The sequence below is a fragment of the Nitrosomonas sp. sh817 genome, from assembly GCF_030908545.1.
Classification (GTDB): domain Bacteria; phylum Pseudomonadota; class Gammaproteobacteria; order Burkholderiales; family Nitrosomonadaceae; genus Nitrosomonas.
Genome location: NZ_CP133083.1, coordinates 2,087,799 through 2,106,208 on the forward strand (window position 1 = coordinate 2,087,799; position 18,410 = coordinate 2,106,208).

15 protein-coding genes are annotated in these 18,410 nt (G+C 49.4%); 11 read left to right on the forward strand and 4 right to left on the reverse strand.

The genetic code is table 11. The annotated features are described in order from the left end of the window. Nucleotides 1–22 precede the first annotated feature (22 nt). The 6 genes from RBH92_RS09795 to RBH92_RS09820 all read left to right on the forward strand — a co-directional run bounded on the left by RBH92_RS09795 (nt 23) and on the right by RBH92_RS09820 (nt 9,049). Complete coding sequence (locus tag RBH92_RS09795) at nt 23–1,597, forward strand: acyl-CoA ligase (AMP-forming), exosortase A system-associated (RefSeq protein WP_307931885.1); 1,575 nt, start codon at nt 23–25, stop codon at nt 1,595–1,597. Then, entirely contained in the window at nt 1,594–2,832 is a 1,239-nt protein-coding gene (locus RBH92_RS09800; RefSeq protein ID WP_307931886.1) for a pyridoxal-dependent decarboxylase, exosortase A system-associated, read from the forward strand. Before RBH92_RS09795 ends, RBH92_RS09800 begins: the two co-directional genes overlap by 4 nt. A gap of 337 nt (nt 2,833–3,169) precedes the next feature. Further along, nucleotides 3,170–3,940 (forward strand): PEP-CTERM/exosortase system-associated acyltransferase, encoded by a 771-nt coding sequence (locus RBH92_RS09805; protein WP_307931887.1) that lies wholly within the window; start codon nt 3,170–3,172, stop codon nt 3,938–3,940. Between the two features lie 136 nt (nt 3,941–4,076). Next, nucleotides 4,077–4,460 (forward strand): substrate-binding domain-containing protein, encoded by a 384-nt coding sequence (locus RBH92_RS09810; protein ID WP_292925032.1) that lies wholly within the window; start codon nt 4,077–4,079, stop codon nt 4,458–4,460. Further along, nucleotides 4,429–5,844: a porin family protein gene (locus tag RBH92_RS09815; RefSeq protein ID WP_307931888.1), complete on the forward strand. Its 1,416-nt coding sequence runs from the start codon at nt 4,429–4,431 to the stop codon at nt 5,842–5,844. Before RBH92_RS09810 ends, RBH92_RS09815 begins: the two co-directional genes overlap by 32 nt. Nucleotides 5,845–6,256: 412 nt before the next feature. Beyond that, nucleotides 6,257–9,049 (forward strand): bifunctional diguanylate cyclase/phosphodiesterase, encoded by a 2,793-nt coding sequence (locus RBH92_RS09820; protein ID WP_307931889.1) that lies wholly within the window; start codon nt 6,257–6,259, stop codon nt 9,047–9,049. Nucleotides 9,050–9,060: 11 nt separating this feature from the next. Here the strand turns inward: RBH92_RS09820 and RBH92_RS09825 are convergent, their stop codons facing one another. The 4 genes from RBH92_RS09825 to RBH92_RS09840 all read right to left on the reverse strand — a co-directional run bounded on the left by RBH92_RS09825 (nt 9,061) and on the right by RBH92_RS09840 (nt 13,593). Continuing rightward, the gene (locus tag RBH92_RS09825; RefSeq protein WP_307931890.1) at nt 9,061–10,458 is read right to left on the reverse strand and encodes an MBL fold metallo-hydrolase RNA specificity domain-containing protein; all 1,398 of its coding nucleotides are present in this window, start codon (nt 10,456–10,458) and stop codon (nt 9,061–9,063) included. A gap of 25 nt (nt 10,459–10,483) precedes the next feature. Further along, complete coding sequence (gene bioA / locus RBH92_RS09830) at nt 10,484–11,821, reverse strand: adenosylmethionine--8-amino-7-oxononanoate transaminase (protein WP_307931891.1); 1,338 nt, start codon at nt 11,819–11,821, stop codon at nt 10,484–10,486. A 325-nt stretch (nt 11,822–12,146) separates the two neighbouring features. Further along, nucleotides 12,147–12,617 carry a DDE-type integrase/transposase/recombinase gene (locus RBH92_RS09835; protein ID WP_307931892.1) on the reverse strand — a complete coding sequence of 157 codons (471 nt, stop codon included), beginning with the start codon at nt 12,615–12,617 and terminating at the stop codon, nt 12,147–12,149. Nucleotides 12,618–12,852: 235 nt separating this feature from the next. Next, complete coding sequence (locus RBH92_RS09840) at nt 12,853–13,593, reverse strand: pteridine reductase (protein WP_307931893.1); 741 nt, start codon at nt 13,591–13,593, stop codon at nt 12,853–12,855. 148 nt (nt 13,594–13,741) lie between these two features. Here RBH92_RS09840 and RBH92_RS09845 point away from each other — a divergent pair, with 148 nt between their 5' ends. The 5 genes from RBH92_RS09845 to hisH all read left to right on the forward strand — a co-directional run bounded on the left by RBH92_RS09845 (nt 13,742) and on the right by hisH (nt 18,385). Next, complete coding sequence (locus RBH92_RS09845) at nt 13,742–14,860, forward strand: class I SAM-dependent methyltransferase (protein ID WP_307931894.1); 1,119 nt, start codon at nt 13,742–13,744, stop codon at nt 14,858–14,860. 181 nt (nt 14,861–15,041) lie between these two features. Next, nucleotides 15,042–15,908, forward strand: a complete 867-nt coding sequence (locus RBH92_RS09850) for an HDOD domain-containing protein (RefSeq protein WP_307933955.1) — start codon at nt 15,042–15,044, stop codon at nt 15,906–15,908. A 93-nt stretch (nt 15,909–16,001) separates the two neighbouring features. Then, nucleotides 16,002–17,087, forward strand: a complete 1,086-nt coding sequence (gene hisC, locus RBH92_RS09855) for a histidinol-phosphate transaminase (RefSeq protein WP_307931895.1) — start codon at nt 16,002–16,004, stop codon at nt 17,085–17,087. Between the two features lie 37 nt (nt 17,088–17,124). Further along, entirely contained in the window at nt 17,125–17,712 is a 588-nt protein-coding gene (gene hisB, locus RBH92_RS09860) for an imidazoleglycerol-phosphate dehydratase HisB (protein ID WP_307931896.1), read from the forward strand. A 28-nt stretch (nt 17,713–17,740) separates the two neighbouring features. Beyond that, nucleotides 17,741–18,385 (forward strand): imidazole glycerol phosphate synthase subunit HisH, encoded by a 645-nt coding sequence (gene hisH, locus RBH92_RS09865; RefSeq protein WP_307931897.1) that lies wholly within the window; start codon nt 17,741–17,743, stop codon nt 18,383–18,385. The last annotated feature ends 25 nt before the right edge of the window (nt 18,386–18,410 follow it).

Sequence of the window (18,410 nt, forward strand, 5' to 3'; positions counted from 1 at the left end):
CATCCGATGAAGCAGTCAACCCATGACCGGTTTAATCCATGACTTGATTTTTTCAGCCGCTGAACGCTCACCGGATGCGGCCGCGTTGTCCTATCAAAATCAATGGATGCGCTATGAAACATTGGCTGGAGAAATCGCAGCCAAAGCCGGCGGATTTCAGGCGCTCGGTTTGGCGCGCGGCGAACGAGCCGCCGTTTATCTGGAAAAGCGTTTCGAGGCGGTCATTGCTTTATTCGCGGCGTCCGCCGCTGGGGGTGTTTTTGTGCCGGTCAATCCGGTATTGAAGCCGGAGCAAGTCCGTCATATCCTGACCGATTGCAATGTGCGGATTCTGGTGACATCGCTGGAACGGCTCAAGCTGCTGCAGCAGGAATTGCCGTCATGCCGCGACTTGCATACCGTCGTAGTTACCGGCAGCAAAGGCGAATCTCCGGTCATTCCGGGGATTGCTGTCGTCAACTGGCATGAAATCGACGGCGTTAAGCTATCTCCGGCAACCATCGACAGCGACATGGCGGCGATCATTTATACTTCCGGCAGTACCGGCAAGCCTAAAGGCGTGGTGCTATCGCATCGCAATCTCATGGCCGGCGCCGAGAGCGTCACGCGGTATCTGCAAAACCGGGCGGACGACCGGATTTTGACCGTACTGCCACTCAGTTTCGATTATGGATTAAGTCAATTGACGACTGCATTCTATGCCGGCGCAACCAACATTCTGATGAATTATCTATTGCCGCGCGACATCATCCGCGCCGTTGACGAGCAGCAGGTTACCGGTATCGCAGCGGTCCCGCCGCTATGGATGCAACTGGCGCAACTGGATTGGGGCAAAGCATCGTCGTTGCGCTACATCACCAGCTCCGGCGGCACCCTGCCGCGCCCGGCATTGGATCGCTTGCGCACCGCTCTGCCGGATACGCACATCTTTTTGATGTATGGGTTCACCGAAGCTTTCCGCTCCACCTACCTGCAACCGCAAGAACTTGACCGGCGCCCCGATTCGATCGGCAAAGCAATCCCGAATGCCGAGGTATTGGTGCTGCGCGAAGACGGAACGCCGTGCGCGCCCGGCGAACCCGGAGAACTCGTTCATCGCGGCGCGCTGGTCGCGATGGGTTACTGGAACGATGCGGAAAAAACCGCCGCATGTTTTAAGCCGCTAAAACCACAGCACAGCGGCTTGACGATCCCGGAAATTGCCGCTTGGTCCGGCGATACCGTGCGCATGGATGCGGATGGTTATCTGTATTTCATTGAACGCCGCGATGAAATGATCAAGACATCCGGTTATCGCGTCAGCCCGACGGAAATCGAAGAAGTGATTTATGCCACCGGATACGTCGCGGAAGCGGTTGCCTGCGGCGTCCCACACCCCGCCATGGGCCAGGCAATTGCCGCGATTGTTACCCTCAAGGACGATTCCCGGATCGATGCGGATGTGCTGTTGAATGCCTGCAAACAACATTTACCGGCTTATATGCTGCCCAGTCATATCGAGATCCGCGAACACTGCCTGCCCAGAAACCCAAACGGCAAAGTCGACCGCAAGTTTTTATCCCGGCAATTGCAACAGCTATTTGACGGCTCCCAATGATAAACCGCCAGCTTCCGCAACATGCGCCACTGACGCAATTCGCCGTGCACGATGACTGCCTGCAAATCGGCGGCATGCTGTTGACCCGCCTGGCGCAGCGCGTCGGCTCCACACCGTTTTATGCCTACGACCGGCAAAAAATCACCGAGCGGGTGGCTTTGCTGCGCCAGCATCTGCCGCCGGAAATCCTGCTGCATTATGCCGTCAAAGCAAACCCGATGCCGGCTGTGGTGCAGCTTTTGGCGGGATTGACCGATGGCCTGGATGTCGCATCGGCTGGAGAAATGAAAATTGCACTCGACACGGGGATCGATCCCGGCAAAATCAGTTTTGCCGGGCCTGGAAAGAAAGCGTACGAGCTTCAAAGCGCGATCGCCGCCGGTGCTGTGCTCAACGTCGAATCCCAACAAGAATTGAAAACCATCGCGCAACAAGGAGCGGCGATGGATATCACACCGGCAGTGGCAATCCGCGTCAACCCGGATTTCGAGCTCAAGGCCGCGGGCATGAAAATGGGCGGCGGCGCCAAGCCTTTTGGAATCGATGCGGAGCAAATCCCCGGCGTACTCAGGGAAATTAGTTCACTAAACTTGGATTTCGTTGGATTTCATATCTTCAGCGGTTCACAGAACTTAAACGCCGCCGCCATTCAACAAGCGCAAGAACAGTCCATTCAGCTAGCAATTGAATTGGCCCGGCACGCGCCCTCGCCTGTGCGGTTGCTGAATATCGGCGGCGGCTTCGGTGTGCCCTATTTTCCGGGAGAACAGCCGCTGGATATCGCGGCTGTCGGCGATCATCTGCGCATTCTGATGCAACAGGTCCGGCGGCAATTGCCGGAGGCTGCGGTGGCACTGGAGCTGGGACGCTATCTGGTTGCCGAAGCGGGAATCTATGTGTGCCGCGTGCTGGAAAGAAAGCTATCGCGCGGGCAAGTCTTCCTCATAACGGATGGCGGGATGCACCACCATTTGGCTGCCTCCGGCAACTTCGGCCAGGTCATCCGCAAAAACTATCCGGTATTGATCGGAAATAAAGTACACGGCCATGAGCGCGAAATCGTTTCGGTAACCGGCCCGCTTTGCACGCCATTGGATGTCCTGGCTGAACAATTATCCATGGCGAAGGCTTCGGCGGGTGATCTGGTGGTCGTGTTGCAATCCGGCGCCTACGGATTGAGCGCCAGCCCCGTTGCCTTTCTGGGGCACCCCGAACCGGCCGAAGTCTTGGTTTGATTCCCCGCGTTGCATCAATCACTGCGTCAATGTTGTTTATTGTGCACAAGTCTTTAAGTATGCTGCAATTTTTAAGCTAAATAATAAAGATCAGTTGAATATTCGCTTTAAATATACTTAAATGATTGATAGATCCAATAAATATTACTTATTGAATGAAAAAGCTTTGTTTCGCATAACCGAAAAAAAGGAAATACACTGGAGATTCTGTGCTTTTTCACTGATGGGATGACGTAGCGGCGGTTTACCATTTTCACGCTTGCTTTCAAGCCAAAGTTTCCGGTTTCCAGCGTGAGTGAAAAAAGAGTATGACTTACTTGTTTAATTAGGTGATTCTATGAACGACTTGTATCAAAATTTTCAGAAGTTTTTTGAGATTGTTATCGCAGATACAGCCGAATTGCTTGAACATGTCTACAGAATCCGTTATCAGGTATTGTGCATAGAGCAACGTTTACCCGGATTTGATCCCGCGCATTGTCCGGATGAAAAGGAAAGAGACAACTACGACAGTCATTCCTGCCATGTGCTTTTGCGCCACCGGCCTAGCGGGGATTTTATCGGTACGGCGCGGTTAATTCTACCTGCTTTGTCAAAACCTGAAAAACCTCTACCCGTCGAGTTGTACAGTCAAACCGATCCCATGCTTTGCGATATCAAGGCATTACCACGCCAGCAAACTGCTGAAATTTCCCGTTTCCTGATCAAGAGTCAATTCGACCGGCGCAGAGACGAGCGGCGCAGGGAAGACCGCCGCAAAGAAACAACCGATGCCGCCAGCGAAAAAAGAAGCACGCAAGACCGCCGGTCATCGGATCGCCGCTCTGGATTGACTATCGGATTGGTGCTGATGTCCGGCGTGATGCGCATGTCGGTCAAATATAATATCAGGCATTGGTTAATAGTCACTGAGCCTGCAGTGAATAAGCTAATGGGTTTTTACGGTTTGGATTTTAATCCAATCGGACCGCCAATTGATTATCATGGCATACGTCGGCCTTATTATGCAAAAGTAGAAGATATCCTCGAGAAAATGTACAACGAGCATCGCGATGCCTGGGAAGTCGTAACCGATCGCGGCGCTTACAGTTTGATACGTATTAACTAATTAATGGAATAACTCTGAACCGGGAATCTGTTCCTTGAATTTATTTCATTCATCGATACGAAGCCAACTATCCAGTTATTTTCGGTTAAAGGCTAAAGCAAGCCTATGCTTGGCTTTGACTTTATACCTTTGGTGCATGGATACCGGGGTCCGAGCGGAAAACCCATACGAAATTGTCGCCAATCCCAGCGTAAACGAAAAAATTCTCACGGTTAATTCACTGCGCTCAATTTTCAGCATGCGCTTAAAGACCTGGTCTGACGGAACTAAAATCCGGGTTTTTGTGTTATCCGATGATGACGAATTACACCAAATCTTCTCCAAGGAAAAATTAAACGTTTTTCCTTATCAATTGAGATCCACCTGGGATCGATTGGTTTTCTCAGGCACTGGCCAAGCTCCGACAAAAGTCAGCTCAAACGAGGAAATGCTTGCCAAAATTGCCAGTACCCCCGGAGCAATCGGTTATTTATGGAAAGCAAATATCAATGAAAATGTTAATGTGCTCGAAATTAAGTAACCGTCTGATCGGTTCAGGATTACGGCTAATCATGCGATTGGCCATGCTATCGCTGCTTTCCGTTTTTTCCGCACAGGCACAGGAAAGTACGAGTACGAATTCAAAATCGCTGCCGGAAGCCAGTAATCCACCTGCCAGAAAATTCCTCGCGACGGAATTACCCGCGGCAGCCGCTCAACCGGAAACACCGGAGAAAAAACCTGGATTTATCAGGTCGGCCATTGACCGTTATCGTAACAATGATCTCCCCGGCGATTTGCAGATTCACGGCTTTGTCAGCCAAGCGTATATTTCGACTTCGGATAACAATGTTTTTGGCAATAGCGATAACGGCGGCAGCTTCGGTCTCACTGAAGCGGGATTGAACGCATCCGTCCGGCCCTTGCCGCGATTGCAGTTATCGGCGCAAGTGCTGTCCCGGCGCGCTGGCGAAGGCAATAGCGGCATGCCGCGGCTCGATTACGCGGTATTGGATTATCGCTTATATTCCCAGGAAACCAATCAGCTCGGCATCCGCGTTGGCCGGATTAAAAATCCTTTCGGTTTTTACAATGAAACCCGGGATGTCGCATTTACGCGCCCCAGTATTCTGTTGCCGCAATCGATTTACTTTGACCGCACCCGCAATTTGGGACTTTCCAGTGATTCCGTACAGGTCTACAGCGATCTGGCGGTATCTAACTGGGGCACGCTTTCGACTCAATTCGGCGTCTCACTACCGATTGTCAACGACAAAGATACCGAAAGTTCGTTACTTGGCGGGGTGCGGCCAGGCAATCTGGAACGCGAAGTGGGGTACATTGGCCGGGGGATTTTTGAAACGAACGATAAGCGGCTGCGCCTGGGTGTCAGCGGCATCTGGTTGAACACGAGCTACGATCCTAATAACCTGTTGCGTGACCCGCTGGGACCGGGAGCGCTGCAATTTACGCCCATCATTTTCTCGGCTCAATATAACGCCGAGCGTTGGACATTGACATCCGAATATGCCATCCGGCCATTTAAATACGGCAATAATTTCAGGAATCCGGGACTAAACGGTTTGGATTTCGTGGGTGAAAGCTATTATTTCCAAGGTGAGTATCGTTTTACCCCGAAAATTGAAGGAATTTTGCGGTATGATGCACTCTTTATTGATAGATCGGATCGTAACGGCAGTCAGTGGGCTGCGCAAAACCCGTTGCGCCAAGGCTTGGAACACAGCCGTTTTGCCAGGGATATCACCGTCGGCATCCGTTGGAATGTCACACCGGAATTCATGCTGCGGGCTGAATTTCATCATGTGAACGGAACCGGGTGGCTGTCGCGGCTGGATAATCCGGTGGCAAAAGACACCGAGGAAAATTGGAATCTCTACGCGATTCAAGCATCCTATCGCTTTTAGGGAAGCGCTGATTAATTCAACGAACGTGATGAAGAGCGAGGCGCACAGAACGCAACAACCGAGACATATCAATCTGATAGGCGAGGGAGTGAGTACCGCGCAACGAAGCAATTCGCTCGTGCAGTCAATTAATCAGCGCTGCCTTAGGTAACACAATATCATCTTAGAGCACCATAAGAAGCACAGCGGGTAACAGTCAAAATGAGACATAGCTTAGCGTTGACCTCCGGGGATTTTCCAAAATGACTGTTCACTGGCAAAAACGATTATCCCGAGTTTTCCGGATTGAGCAGAAGTTCTGTTGCACAACAGTTCCGGGGTTAAATTGAAAAATATGCCTGTTGACTCACAACCGAAGGGACGCAAATTCCGCAGCTTACGATGGAAAATATCACTCGGAAGCAGCTTGATTTTGCTTGCGGTCGTTTCACTGTTTTGTTTTGTCAGCTACCTCGGTTTAATGACCAACTTTGCCAATCAGCAAGAAGTCGAACACCGGCGATATTCGCTTGAGATCAATAGCTTGATCACCAATACCACACGGAACTTACATCAACTCGCTGAGATGATTCCGTTTCTGGATGGAATGAAGAAAGCCTTGTTGCTGAACGATGGCGAAAGCATCAGCCACGTTTTCGATGCGCATTGGGCCTTATTACAATTCCACAATGGCGTGGAATTCATTCATTTCTATAATTCCTCCAATCAGTTAAATGCCAGCTGGGACAGCCTCGATGCCACCATTGACGACAATCAGTTGCTTTCCAAATGGGTCAGCCATGTGAATCAATCGGAGCATCCCATCAATCCGCTGCTTTGCCGCGAAAGTTGCATTCAATACCTGATTGCTCCCATCCTGGTGGAAGGCAAGAAAGTGGGTGTCGTGGCTATGGGAACTTCCCTGGTGGATGTATTTCTGGCCTTTAAACGAATTTCCGGCGCGGATATCGGATTGTTGATCTCAACCAAAGATAACCGTTCATCACACCATGATGCGGAAATTTCAAGCTGGAATGTCCAAATCTCCGCGCTCACCAGTAAAGCGCGCAATTATGAGATCCTGAATCAGGTCAATCAATTGTACCCGGACATGGATAAACTCAACAACGGTATCCAGATTCACTGGAATAACCAATACGTGCAGATGAAATTGTTCCCTCTGGATTCTTATGAACCGGGTAAGGCGCATTTGATTATCATCACCGACGTAACCGCTGCGGTAAAAAATATTCATGACTCGATCTGGAAAATCGCTGTCATTGGCCTGTTAGGGCTTATTTTCTCGGAAATATTGCTGTTTTTCATATTTACGCGATTGCTGGCGAAACTGCGAGATGTCGTCTTCGTGCTGCCGCTTCTGGCAAACGGGCAATTTGAGAAATTCCGTTTGTCGCTCACCTCAACCGATCAGGCGCAACACGTCAGGGACGAGGTGGATACGCTATCGGAAGCAGCGATTTCCCTGTCATTTCAACTCGAAAAGCTGGAACAGGAAGTATCGATGCGAACCAAGATGCTGATTGAGCAAAAGAACGCGCTTGGCAAAGAACGGGATTTCATTCAAAACCTGCTGGATACCGCGCAAGCCATTGTGCTGACACAAAGCACCGAGGGCCGGATCATGTCCTTGAATACCTACGGTGAAATGTTAACTCACTACACCGAAACGGAATTGAAAAACAAATCCTTCCTGCAAACGCTCATCCCGGAATACGAATCGCAAGACTTGCTTTATCGCTTTAAAGAGATCCACAGCGGCGACAGAATGCAACTGCGCCACGAAGCGATCACTCATTGCAAGGATGGCACGACCCGCCATGTCGCCTGGCTGCATTCGCACCTGGATAAACAATCCGAAGACGACCCATCGATCTTGTCAGTCGGCCTCGACGTAACCGAATATAAACGCGTGGAAGGCCATCTGGCATGGCTGGCCGATCATGATCCGCTGACCAACATGTTCAACCGGCGGCGATTCAGCGAGGAATTGGAGCAGGTATTGAGCCGCGCGGAGCGCTACCGGCATCCGGGCGCTCTGTTATTTTTTGATCTGGATCGTTTTAAATATATTAACGACACCAGCGGTCATCAGGCCGGTGATACATTGCTTAAAATGGTTGCCAGCATGCTTTCCCAAACCATTCGCGCCGATGATATTACCGGCCGTTTGGGAGGCGATGAATTTGCCATTATCCTGCCGGAAATCAACGCCAGCGGCGCCATCGAAGTCGCCAAAAAAGTTCTGGCCCAATTAGGCTTGGCGCAACTGACGATCAACAATCGCACCCACAAAATTTCTGCCAGTATCGGCATCGCATTATTCCCGGAACATGGCGCCAATATTCACGACCTGCTCGCGGCCGCCGATCTCGCCATGTACCAGGCAAAAGCCAAAGGAAGAAATGCCTGGTATTTGTTCTCGGACCAAGATCGAAGCCGCGAACGGATTCATACGCTGGTCTATTGGAAAGAAAAAATCGAGTACTCGCATTTACATGACAACTTCGTGCTGTACCTGCAACCGATCATGCATGTCAAAACCAAGCAAACTTCGCACTACGAGGTTTTGCTGCGCATGAAGGATAATGACGGTTCGATGCTGTCACCCGCCGACTTCATTCCCGCTGCGGAACATACCGGCTTGATCCATGCCATCGATCATATGGTATTGCGTAAAGCGATTACACAGATCGCCCATATTTATAAAAGCGGTTTTCACGCCACGTTCTCGATCAACTTGTCGGCGCATGCGTTTAACGATCCGGAATTGCTGCCTATTCTCAAGCAGGAATTGATGTTGAATCAAATGAACCCGGCCAGCTTGATGTTTGAAATTACCGAAACCGCCGCTCTGGAAGATTTACCCGGCGCGCGCGGCTTGATGATTGAAATCAAAGAACTCGGTTGCGGCTTTGTGCTGGATGATTTCGGCGTCGGCTTCTCGTCGTTTTATTATTTGCGCGAACTGCCGGTCGATGTTGTCAAGATCGATGGCTCGTTCATTCGCAATCTCTCGGCAAACAGCGACGATTTGATCCTGGTGAATGCCTTATGCACCGTTGCCAGGGGATTCGGCAAACGCACCACGGCCGAATTTGTCGAAAACGCTGAGGTCCTGGCGCTGATAGAAAAATTAGACATTGATTACGCCCAAGGTTATCACATCGGCAAGCCGGCGCCCGCCACGACTTTCTTCCAGGTATAAAATCCGGTTGCTTACAACTTAACCGCCTGCAAAAACTCCGGAATGCTGGCAGCCCACTTGAGCTCCTGTGCAATGGCCGCGGCTAACGCCACCGAATTGCTATATTCGCCGTGTACCACAAAAACTTTTTCCGGCTTGTTCACGAAATGGCGCAACCAATTAAGCAGGTCCGCCTGATCGGCGTGCGCCGACAGTCCGCCGATGGTGTAAATCGCCGCCCGGACCCGGACATCCTGACCAAAGATCTTCACCTGCCTGACACCGTCGACCAACCGCCTGCCCAGAGTCCGCTCAGCCTGAAAACCGGTAATCAAAATGCTGCATTCCGGCCGGTCGAGGTTATATTTCAGGTGATGCTTGATCCGCCCGGCATCACACATGCCGCTGGCGGAAATGATGATGATGCCGTGCTTCATGCTATTGAGCTGCATCGATTCTTCAATATCCTGCACGAAGTGTATACGGGGTTTTTTGACATTATCGTTCATCCATTTCAGCGCGTCGGTCGATTCCTTATCGAGCAATGCGATATGCTTCAACGTGATTTCCGTAGCCGCCCGCGCCATCGGCGAATCCACGTAAATATCCATTTCCCCGAGTTTTCCCTGGCGGTACAAATCGATCAACAAGAACAATAAATCCTGCGTCCTGCCGACGGTAAACGCCGGAATGATGACGTTACCGCCTTTCTTGATCAACGTATCGTTGATGGCTAACACCAGTTCATCCAACGTATCCGCCATGCTGCGATGCAAGCGGTTACCATAAGTGGATTCGATCAACAATACATCCGCTTGCTGGATAATCGCGGGGTCACGCACCACCGGGTGCCCCGGTTTTCCCAGATCTCCGGAAAATACGATTTTTTTGCTGGTCGCATGCTGCTTCACCCATAGCTCAATGATCGCCGAACCCAGAATATGCCCGGCGTCACGAAAACAGCAATGTACCTCCGGATGCGGCTTGATTTCAGTGTCATAATCGACTCGCACTAATTGCTTCAACAGAGCTTCCGCCTGCGTGACAGTGTAAAGCGGCGCCAGATCTTGAATGGAATGACTGCGGCGGCGCGATTGGTTGCGCCATTCAACTTCCTTCTCCTGAATATAAGCGCTATCTTTGAGCATCACTTGAAGAAGGTCCGCTGTCGCCGCAGTGCAATAAACCGGCCCACGAAACCCCCAAGTACTAAGCCGCGGCAGCAATCCGGAATGATCGATATGCGCATGCGTCAGCAGCACAAAATCAATCGCCCGAGGATCAAACTTGAATGCCGTGCGGTTTTTCCGGTCGGCTTCGCGGCCGCCTTGGAACATGCCGCAATCCACCAGAAACCGCACCGATCCGGTTTCGATCAAATAACTGGAACCGGTCACTTCACCGGCAGCACCCAGGAAAGTCAGTTGCATATCATTCAACTCCTATAAACCAGTATCAGATGGCATCGAGCACGCGCAACGAGCCATCGATCAAGTGATCGATTTCTGCTTCGTTAATGACATACGGCGGCATGAAATAGATCGTGTTTCCTAAAGGCCGCAATATCAGCTGTTGCTGCAATCCGGCTTGAAAGCATTTTGCGGCGAAATCGGACTCATCCGAATCCACTTCGAACGCCCAGATCATGCCGCAGTTGCGGAAATTTCTGACTTTCGGGTGGGAAGCCAGCGCTGCGGCGCGCGTATTAAGGTAAGCTGCTTTTTTTTGATTCGCCGCGATCACTTGATCCTGCTCAAAAATATCCAGTGTAGCCAATGCCGCCCGGCACGCCAAGGCATTACCGGTATGCGAATGCGAGTGCAAAAACGCGCGCGCGGTTGAGTCGTCATAAAATGCTTGATAAACCGTATCGGCCGTCATCACCGCCGATAGCGGCAGATAACCGCCGCTCAGACCTTTGGCCAGACATAAGAAATCCGGCGCAATCGCTGCCTGATTGCAAGCAAATAAAGTACCGGTGCGGCCAAAACCAACCGCGATTTCATCGGCAATCAAGTGCACTTGATAGCGATCGCAGATTTCGCGGGCGCGTTGCAGATACACCGGATGATACATCCCCATGCCGGTTGCGCCCTGCACCAGCGGCTCCAAAATCAATGCCGCGGTCTCATCGTGATGTTTCGCTAAATGATTTTCCAAAGCAACGGCGGCACGAAGGGCATAATCGCATGCCGATTCACCGCTTTCGGCGTAGCGCCAATCCGGTGTCGGCACATGCGTACACGGCCGCAACAGCGGCGCATAGGTTTCCTTGAATATCGCCACATCAGTCACCGATAAGGCGCCCAATGTTTCGCCGTGATAGTCGTTCTGCAAGCTCACAAACCGGTTTTTTCGAGGTTTACCGCACAACAACCAATAATGAAAGCTCATTTTTAATGCAATTTCGGTTGCCGATGCACCGTCACTGGCATAAAAACAATGCCCGAGCGAACCAGGGGCGATTCTTTTGAGCCGTTCCGACAGTGTAACCACCGGTTCATGGGTAAAACCCGCCAGCATGACATGTTCGATTTTTTCCAGTTGATCGCGGATGGCGGCGTTGATAGCCGGATTGGCATGCCCGAACAAATTGACCCACCACGAACTGATGGCATCGAGGTAGCGGTTGCCATCAGTATCGTACAGCCATACACCTTGACCACGCGCAACCGGTACCAGCGGGTATTGTTCGTGCTGTTTCATTTGCGTGCATGGATGCCATACCGCTTGCAGGCTTCTTTGCTGCAAATGTTTCAATGACCGGTTGAAACCAGGATCGCTATCTGCCATAAAAATCTTGAAATAATATGATGTAAGAACTCTCAGGGTTGTTTACAGAGAGATTGATTGAAATAAGCGTTGAGTATTTCATAAGGGGTTGCATTATTCAAACTCTTATGGGATTTGACAGCATTGTAGAAGTTAATGAAACGGACAAGTTGAATACGGCGGTCAGTAGTGTCTTTAAAACAGAATGAGACCTTTGCACGGTGTCATGAGCGGTACGAGAATAAGGTAAAAAATTGCGAAAAAGCGGAGTTTACACGGGGTAAATGAGCATTTTTCGCGAATTTTTAATGCAATTATCGTGCCGCGTAGTAACCGTGCAAAGGTCTCAGAATTTGTTGTGCCACATGTCCATTAGCGTGCGGATCACGCGCTCGGCTTTGCCGTTAGTCTGAGGGCGATTGATGCGGGTAAACTTCTGACCGATATCGTGTTGCGCGCATGCTTTGACGAAAGCGTGACCGGCAGTTCCCTTAAATTCCTTGCCGTTATCGGAGTAGGTATAGTCGATCTGATAAGGGCACTGGGCGATGACGGTTTCTATGAGGAAATGCACAGCGCTGTATTGGGTTTTATCAGGGAAAATCGCGGCATATAACTCCCTTGAGAAGTCATCGATGGCGACAAACAGGTATTCGCGAGGTTCGCTGGCAGATTGTCCTTTCAGCAAGGGAAGGCGCTTGGTATCGAAGTGAACCAGCTCACCGGGATAAGTTTTGTTATAGCGTTTTGATTCACGCTTGAGGCGATCCTGGATCGCCCGTTCAACTTTGGCCAAGCGTTTAAGACCGTACTGCAATGTTCTAAACCGCTGGTTAGAAGTGTTCCGCCAGCTGCGTTACCTTCCAGACTCGAGTTTGATAAAGCCGCCAGATTTCCTGGCGATCTAATAAAGTTAAACGAGTGCGTTTATGTATGTTCATTTACAGTATTTTCCTGAATACTGTAAACAACGCTAGGAATTCTTGCAGCTGGAAAGCCGGTTTCAGGTTAACTATGATCACGGCAAGCATGGCTTGACAGGGATTAGTTTTCTATAAGGAGATGCTGCGCCCGCCATCCACTGCGATGACTTGTCCGGTAATATAAGGCGCATCCGCGATTAGAAATTGCACGGTTTTAGCGATGTCGTCCGGCTCTCCGCAACGTTGAAGCAAGGTGCTGGCAATAATCTGCCGACGCGCCGCATCATCGGACCACTCTCCAACTTCCGGCCATAGAATCGGTCCCGGCGATACCCCATTCACGCGCACTTCAGGCGCCATTTCTACAGCCAGGGATTTAGTCAGCGCCAGCAACCCGCCTTTGGCGGCATTGTAAATCACATAATTCTTTAAAGGCCGTTCGGTATGTATATCGATAATATTCACAACGCAGCCCTGCCTTTCCTTGAGATAAGACGCTGCCGCCTGGGTCAGAAACAAAGGTGCCTGCAGATTGCTGCCGACAAGATCGTCCCAGTCATTCATCGTGCATTGCTGAAGCAATGTCGGAAAAAAACTGGAGGCGTTATTGATGAGCACATCCAAATATCCGAAACGTTTAATCGCCTTGTCGATCAGGCCCGGCAATAAATCGGTATCAAGCAAATCGGCTTGTGCCAACGCTACCGATCCCGGCCGTTGCCGGTTTAATTCGTCGGATAGCGCTTTCGCTTCGTCGAGCGACGACCGGTAATGCACGATCAGATAAGCGCCTTGCGCATGCAGCCGCCTGCAGATCGCCGCTCCAACCCGCTTCGCCCCACCGGTGACCAGTATTACTTTCCCTTGCACAGACGCCTCCATCAAAGAACTGCTACACTATGGCCCAATCGAAGTAAAAACCTTACAATTCACTTTAAAAAAATCCGTCAGATCATTGATTATAAATATGCTACCTCCCAGTGAAATAGCTCTAGCTCACAGCCAGCTGGTACACGCAATGATTCAAAAACAGATTGTTGCCGCAAACCGCTGGATTTCATTTGAACAGTACATGAATCTCGCATTGTACGCACCTGGATTGGGTTATTACAGTAGCGGCGCAACCAAATTGGGCAGCGCGGGGGATTTTGTCACGGCCCCGGAACTTTCCCCGCTATTCGGACGCACATTGGCGCAACAGTTAAAACAAATTCTGCCGTCGCTAGCGCAATCAAATATCCTTGAATTTGGCGCGGGAACGGGAAAATTGGCGCGCGATATTATGCTGGAGCTGGAGAAATCCGGCTCGCTACCGGAGAAATATCTGATTCTGGAAGTGAGCGCTGAACTGCGCCAGCGTCAACAAACGCTGATCTCTCAAGAAATTCCGCATTTGGCGCAAAAAATTGAATGGCTCGATCAATTGCCCGGGCAATTTACCGGCATTGTCATCGCCAATGAAGTGCTGGATGCAATGCCGGTGCATATCATTAAATGGCAAGATAACATGGCGCTGGAACGCGGGGTTTGCGTCGAAGACAATCAATTTTCCTGGCAAGACCGCCCGATCGGGAATCCGCAGTTACATGCCATTGCAAAAGAATTATTACCCGAGATCAATCCGTACAAACTGCCGGATTTTGAGTATCTCAGCGAAATTAATCTCGCCGCTTCCGGCTTCATCGAGAGCTTGGCGGAACGGCTCCGGCAAGGTGTTATTTTGTTGATCGACTATGGTTTTGGGCGGCACGAGTATTATCACCCGCAACGAAATCAAGGCACGCTGATGTGTCATTACCGCCATCACGCGCATGGCGATCCTTTTTATCTGCCAGGCCTGCAAGATATTACCAGTCATGTTGATTTCAGCGCGATTGCAAATACCGCGATTAACGCCGGACTGCAGTTTATGGGGTATACAACGCAAGCGCATTTCCTCATCAATTGCGGCATTACAGCACTTTTGGCGCAAACTTCCGCTGAGGATACGATTCATTACTTACCACAATCCAATCAACTGCAAAAATTAGTCAGCCCTGCTGAAATGGGTGAGTTATTCAAAGTCATTGCTTTTGGAAAAAATTTTAACGCCCCGCTTACCGGTTTTTGTTCCGGTGACATGAGCCGCCGCTTATGAAAACCATAAAGGAAAGAAACTGTGTGTCGTAAACCTACGGGGAAATTCTTATTCACATTTATGATTCTGTTTCATAATAATTTTTTCAAAATAACACCCGTGCCTTCCGGCATTAGTATGGACTTAGCATCCGCTCTTCTATCAACACATTGAAACGGAATTCATATTGTTTCTTAATAAATTGGAATTTAGTCAGAACTTCCGCAGCATTCTGCAACAAGCCGGGCAGATACCGCCGCTGCCGGAAACCGCACGTTCACTGCTTAGGCTTCGCAATAATCCTGATGCAAATCTCGATCAGCTGACGGAATTGATTGAACAAGACCCGGGCCTGTCCATCTTTATCATGAAATATGCACGCATGTCGGTTTTCGGCTACGGCAACAGGATTCACTCAGTGCATCACGCCATATCCCTGGTTATAGGCTTTGATACTGCGCTCAATTTATCGATGAGCATCGTCTCTTCCGGCTGCCTAAAAATGCCTAATCATGGCGTACTGAGCCGAAGCCGTATCTGGAATCAGACTTTGGAATGCGCCATGCTCTGCCGTGAACTATGCCACATTAGCTCTAACAATCAAATGATTAACAGAGATTTAATGTATTTAGGCGGATTATTTCATAATTTTGGCTATTTCTTATTCGCACATCTGTATCCCAGAGAGTTCACCTACTTGAATGACTTAATTTCACGTTATCCAAAACAAGACATCCGTTCCATTCAGATGCAGGTCTTTGGCATTACGCATGATACGATCGGCATGTATTTGATTAAATCGTGGAATTTACCGGAAGAGATTGCTACCGCCGTTGCCGAGCAACATTTTCCTGATTATTCGGGAAAACATGCTGGGTATGTAAAGCTGATTGCCGCTGCTAACCGGTTACTCCGCAATCATTCAAATACTGATGGATGCCCTTATCTGGAAACATCCGTATTATTGGAATCTCTAGGAATCAATGAAACGGAAGCTATCATAACTACCGAAAAGGTACGAAATTGCCGAAGCGAGATTACCCTCCTTGCTGAAGAACTGGCCGCATAGAGTAACTTTGTCTGCCAGCGCCGCTAAAATCCGGACAAGAATCTTAGTAACAAATTAAACCGCAAACATTCTATTGAGTTAAAATACGCGGCTATGCCAAGCACTGCACATCCAGAACAAATTTTCCGGCCTGAAATTCTTCAGCTCTCCGCCTACCATGTACCTCCCGCGACGGGCATGATCAAGCTGGATGCGATGGAAAACCCTTATCCGTTACCTCTTGCACTACGCGAAGAAATTGCCGGCTTGATGATACAAGCGCCTGTCAACCGCTATCCGGATGCGAGTGCAACTTCACTCAAATCTTCATTACGCCAGGCTCTCGCCATTCCAGACGGCATGGACATTCTGCTTGGCAATGGATCCGATGAAATTATACAGATCATCGCCATGGCAGCGGCCAAGCCCGGCGCCGTATTGATGAGTGTCGAACCGGCTTTTGTAATGTTCCGGATGATCGCCACTTTTACCGGTATCCGCTATGTCGGCGTGCCCTTAAAGAAAGATTTTTCGCTGGATCTGGAATTGATGCTGAGTGCCATCACGAAACATCAACCGGCAGTAATTTTCTTGGCTTATCCTAATAATCCAACCGGTAATTTATTCGACCCTGAAGCAATCAAACGAATCATCTCAGCAACCCCCGGTATCGTGGTTGTCGACGAGGCTTATCAAGCGTTCGCGGATACCAGTTTTATCGATGAATTGTCTAAATATCCCAATCTGTTATTAATGCGCACACTCTCGAAGTCCGGCTTAGCGGGGTTGCGATTGGGATTATTGATTGGGAGGCCGGAATGGCTGGAACAACTTGAAAAATTGCGTTTACCGTATAATATTGGCATTATGACGCAATTAATTGCAGAAAAAGTATTACAACATACGGCGATATTATCTGAGCAGGCCGAAGCTATTAAATCAGAACGCGCAAAAATGAACGCTTTTTTTGCTACAATGAAATCTATTGAAACATATCCTTCTAAAGCCAATTTTATTTTGTTTCGTGTTAATAAAGCCAGTCAAATCTTTCAAGCGCTTAAGCAGAGAAGGATATTAATCAAGAATCTTGATGGCACGCATCCGCTATTAGAAAATTGTTTACGCGTCACGGTCGGAACACCGGAAGAAAATGCGCAGTTTTGCACAGCATTACAGTCCATATTGAGTGAAATCGCTTAAAACCCCCTAGAACTGTTCAATCCATCCAAGCTTTTCTATGCGTCGAGCACAAATCATCCGGAACACGTTGGAAACCCAAATCAGCATCCATCTTAATTTAGATGGGACCGGCAAGTCAGTTTTGGAAACCGGCGTGCCTTTTCTTGATCACATGCTCGATCAAATAGCGCGGCATGGCATGATTGATCTTGAAGTAGCCGCAAAAGGTGATCTCCATATCGATGCGCATCACACGGTCGAAGACATTGGTATTACTTTGGGCCAGGCACTGATTCAAGCAGCAGGAGACAAAAAAGGCCTACGCCGCTATGGACATGCCTACGTACCTCTGGACGAAGCATTATCTCGTGTTGTCATAGACCTATCCGGACGTCCGGGATTGGTCTTTAATGTTGAATTTACCAGAGCGCGGATCGGTGAATTTGACGTGGATCTCATTCATGAGTTCTTCCAAGGACTTACCAATCACGCGCTAATAACCTTACATATCGACAATTTATCTGGAAAAAATGCCCATCATCAGGCAGAAACTATATTTAAAGCATTTGGACGCGCGCTGCGCATGGCAATAGAACATGATCCGGCGGCTGCCGGCATTATTCCATCTACTAAAGGCTCGTTATAAGCATCCGAGTTCCACCACACCTCATTGTATGATTGATATTGCAATTGTAGATTACGGCATGGGAAATTTGCGTTCCGTGCAAAAAGCGTTTGAACATGTTGCGCCGACCGCCTCGATTACAGTTACCAGCGATCCGCACAAGGTCTCTAAAGCCGATCGGATCGTGGTTCCGGGCCAGGGGTCGATGCGCAACTGTATCTATGAACTGGAGACGCGGGGGCTGCGAGAAGCCGTCATTGAAGCAGCGACTCACAAACCTTATCTTGGCATTTGCCTGGGTTTACAAATGCTGTTTGAAGAAAGCGAAGAAGGAAACGTCAAAGGTCTAAATATTTTACCGGGAAAAGTTGTACATTTTCCTGCATCCAAAATGAAAAATGCCGATGGTCAGAAACTTAAGGTGCCGCATATGGGCTGGAATCAAGTCCATCAAATGAATAAGCATCCGCTGTGGCAAGGTATTAGCGAAGACTCCCGCTTTTATTTCGTACATAGCTATTACGTGGAAACTACCGACTCGGCATCGATTGCCGCACAAAGCCAGTACCCTTTCCCATTTACTTGCGCCATTGCAAAAGATAATATTTTCGCGGTACAGTTTCATCCAGAAAAAAGCCAAATAGCAGGATTAACTTTATTGAGTAATTTTGCCAAATGGATACCGCACAGCTAAGAAAAAACAGCAAACCGTTTTTTAT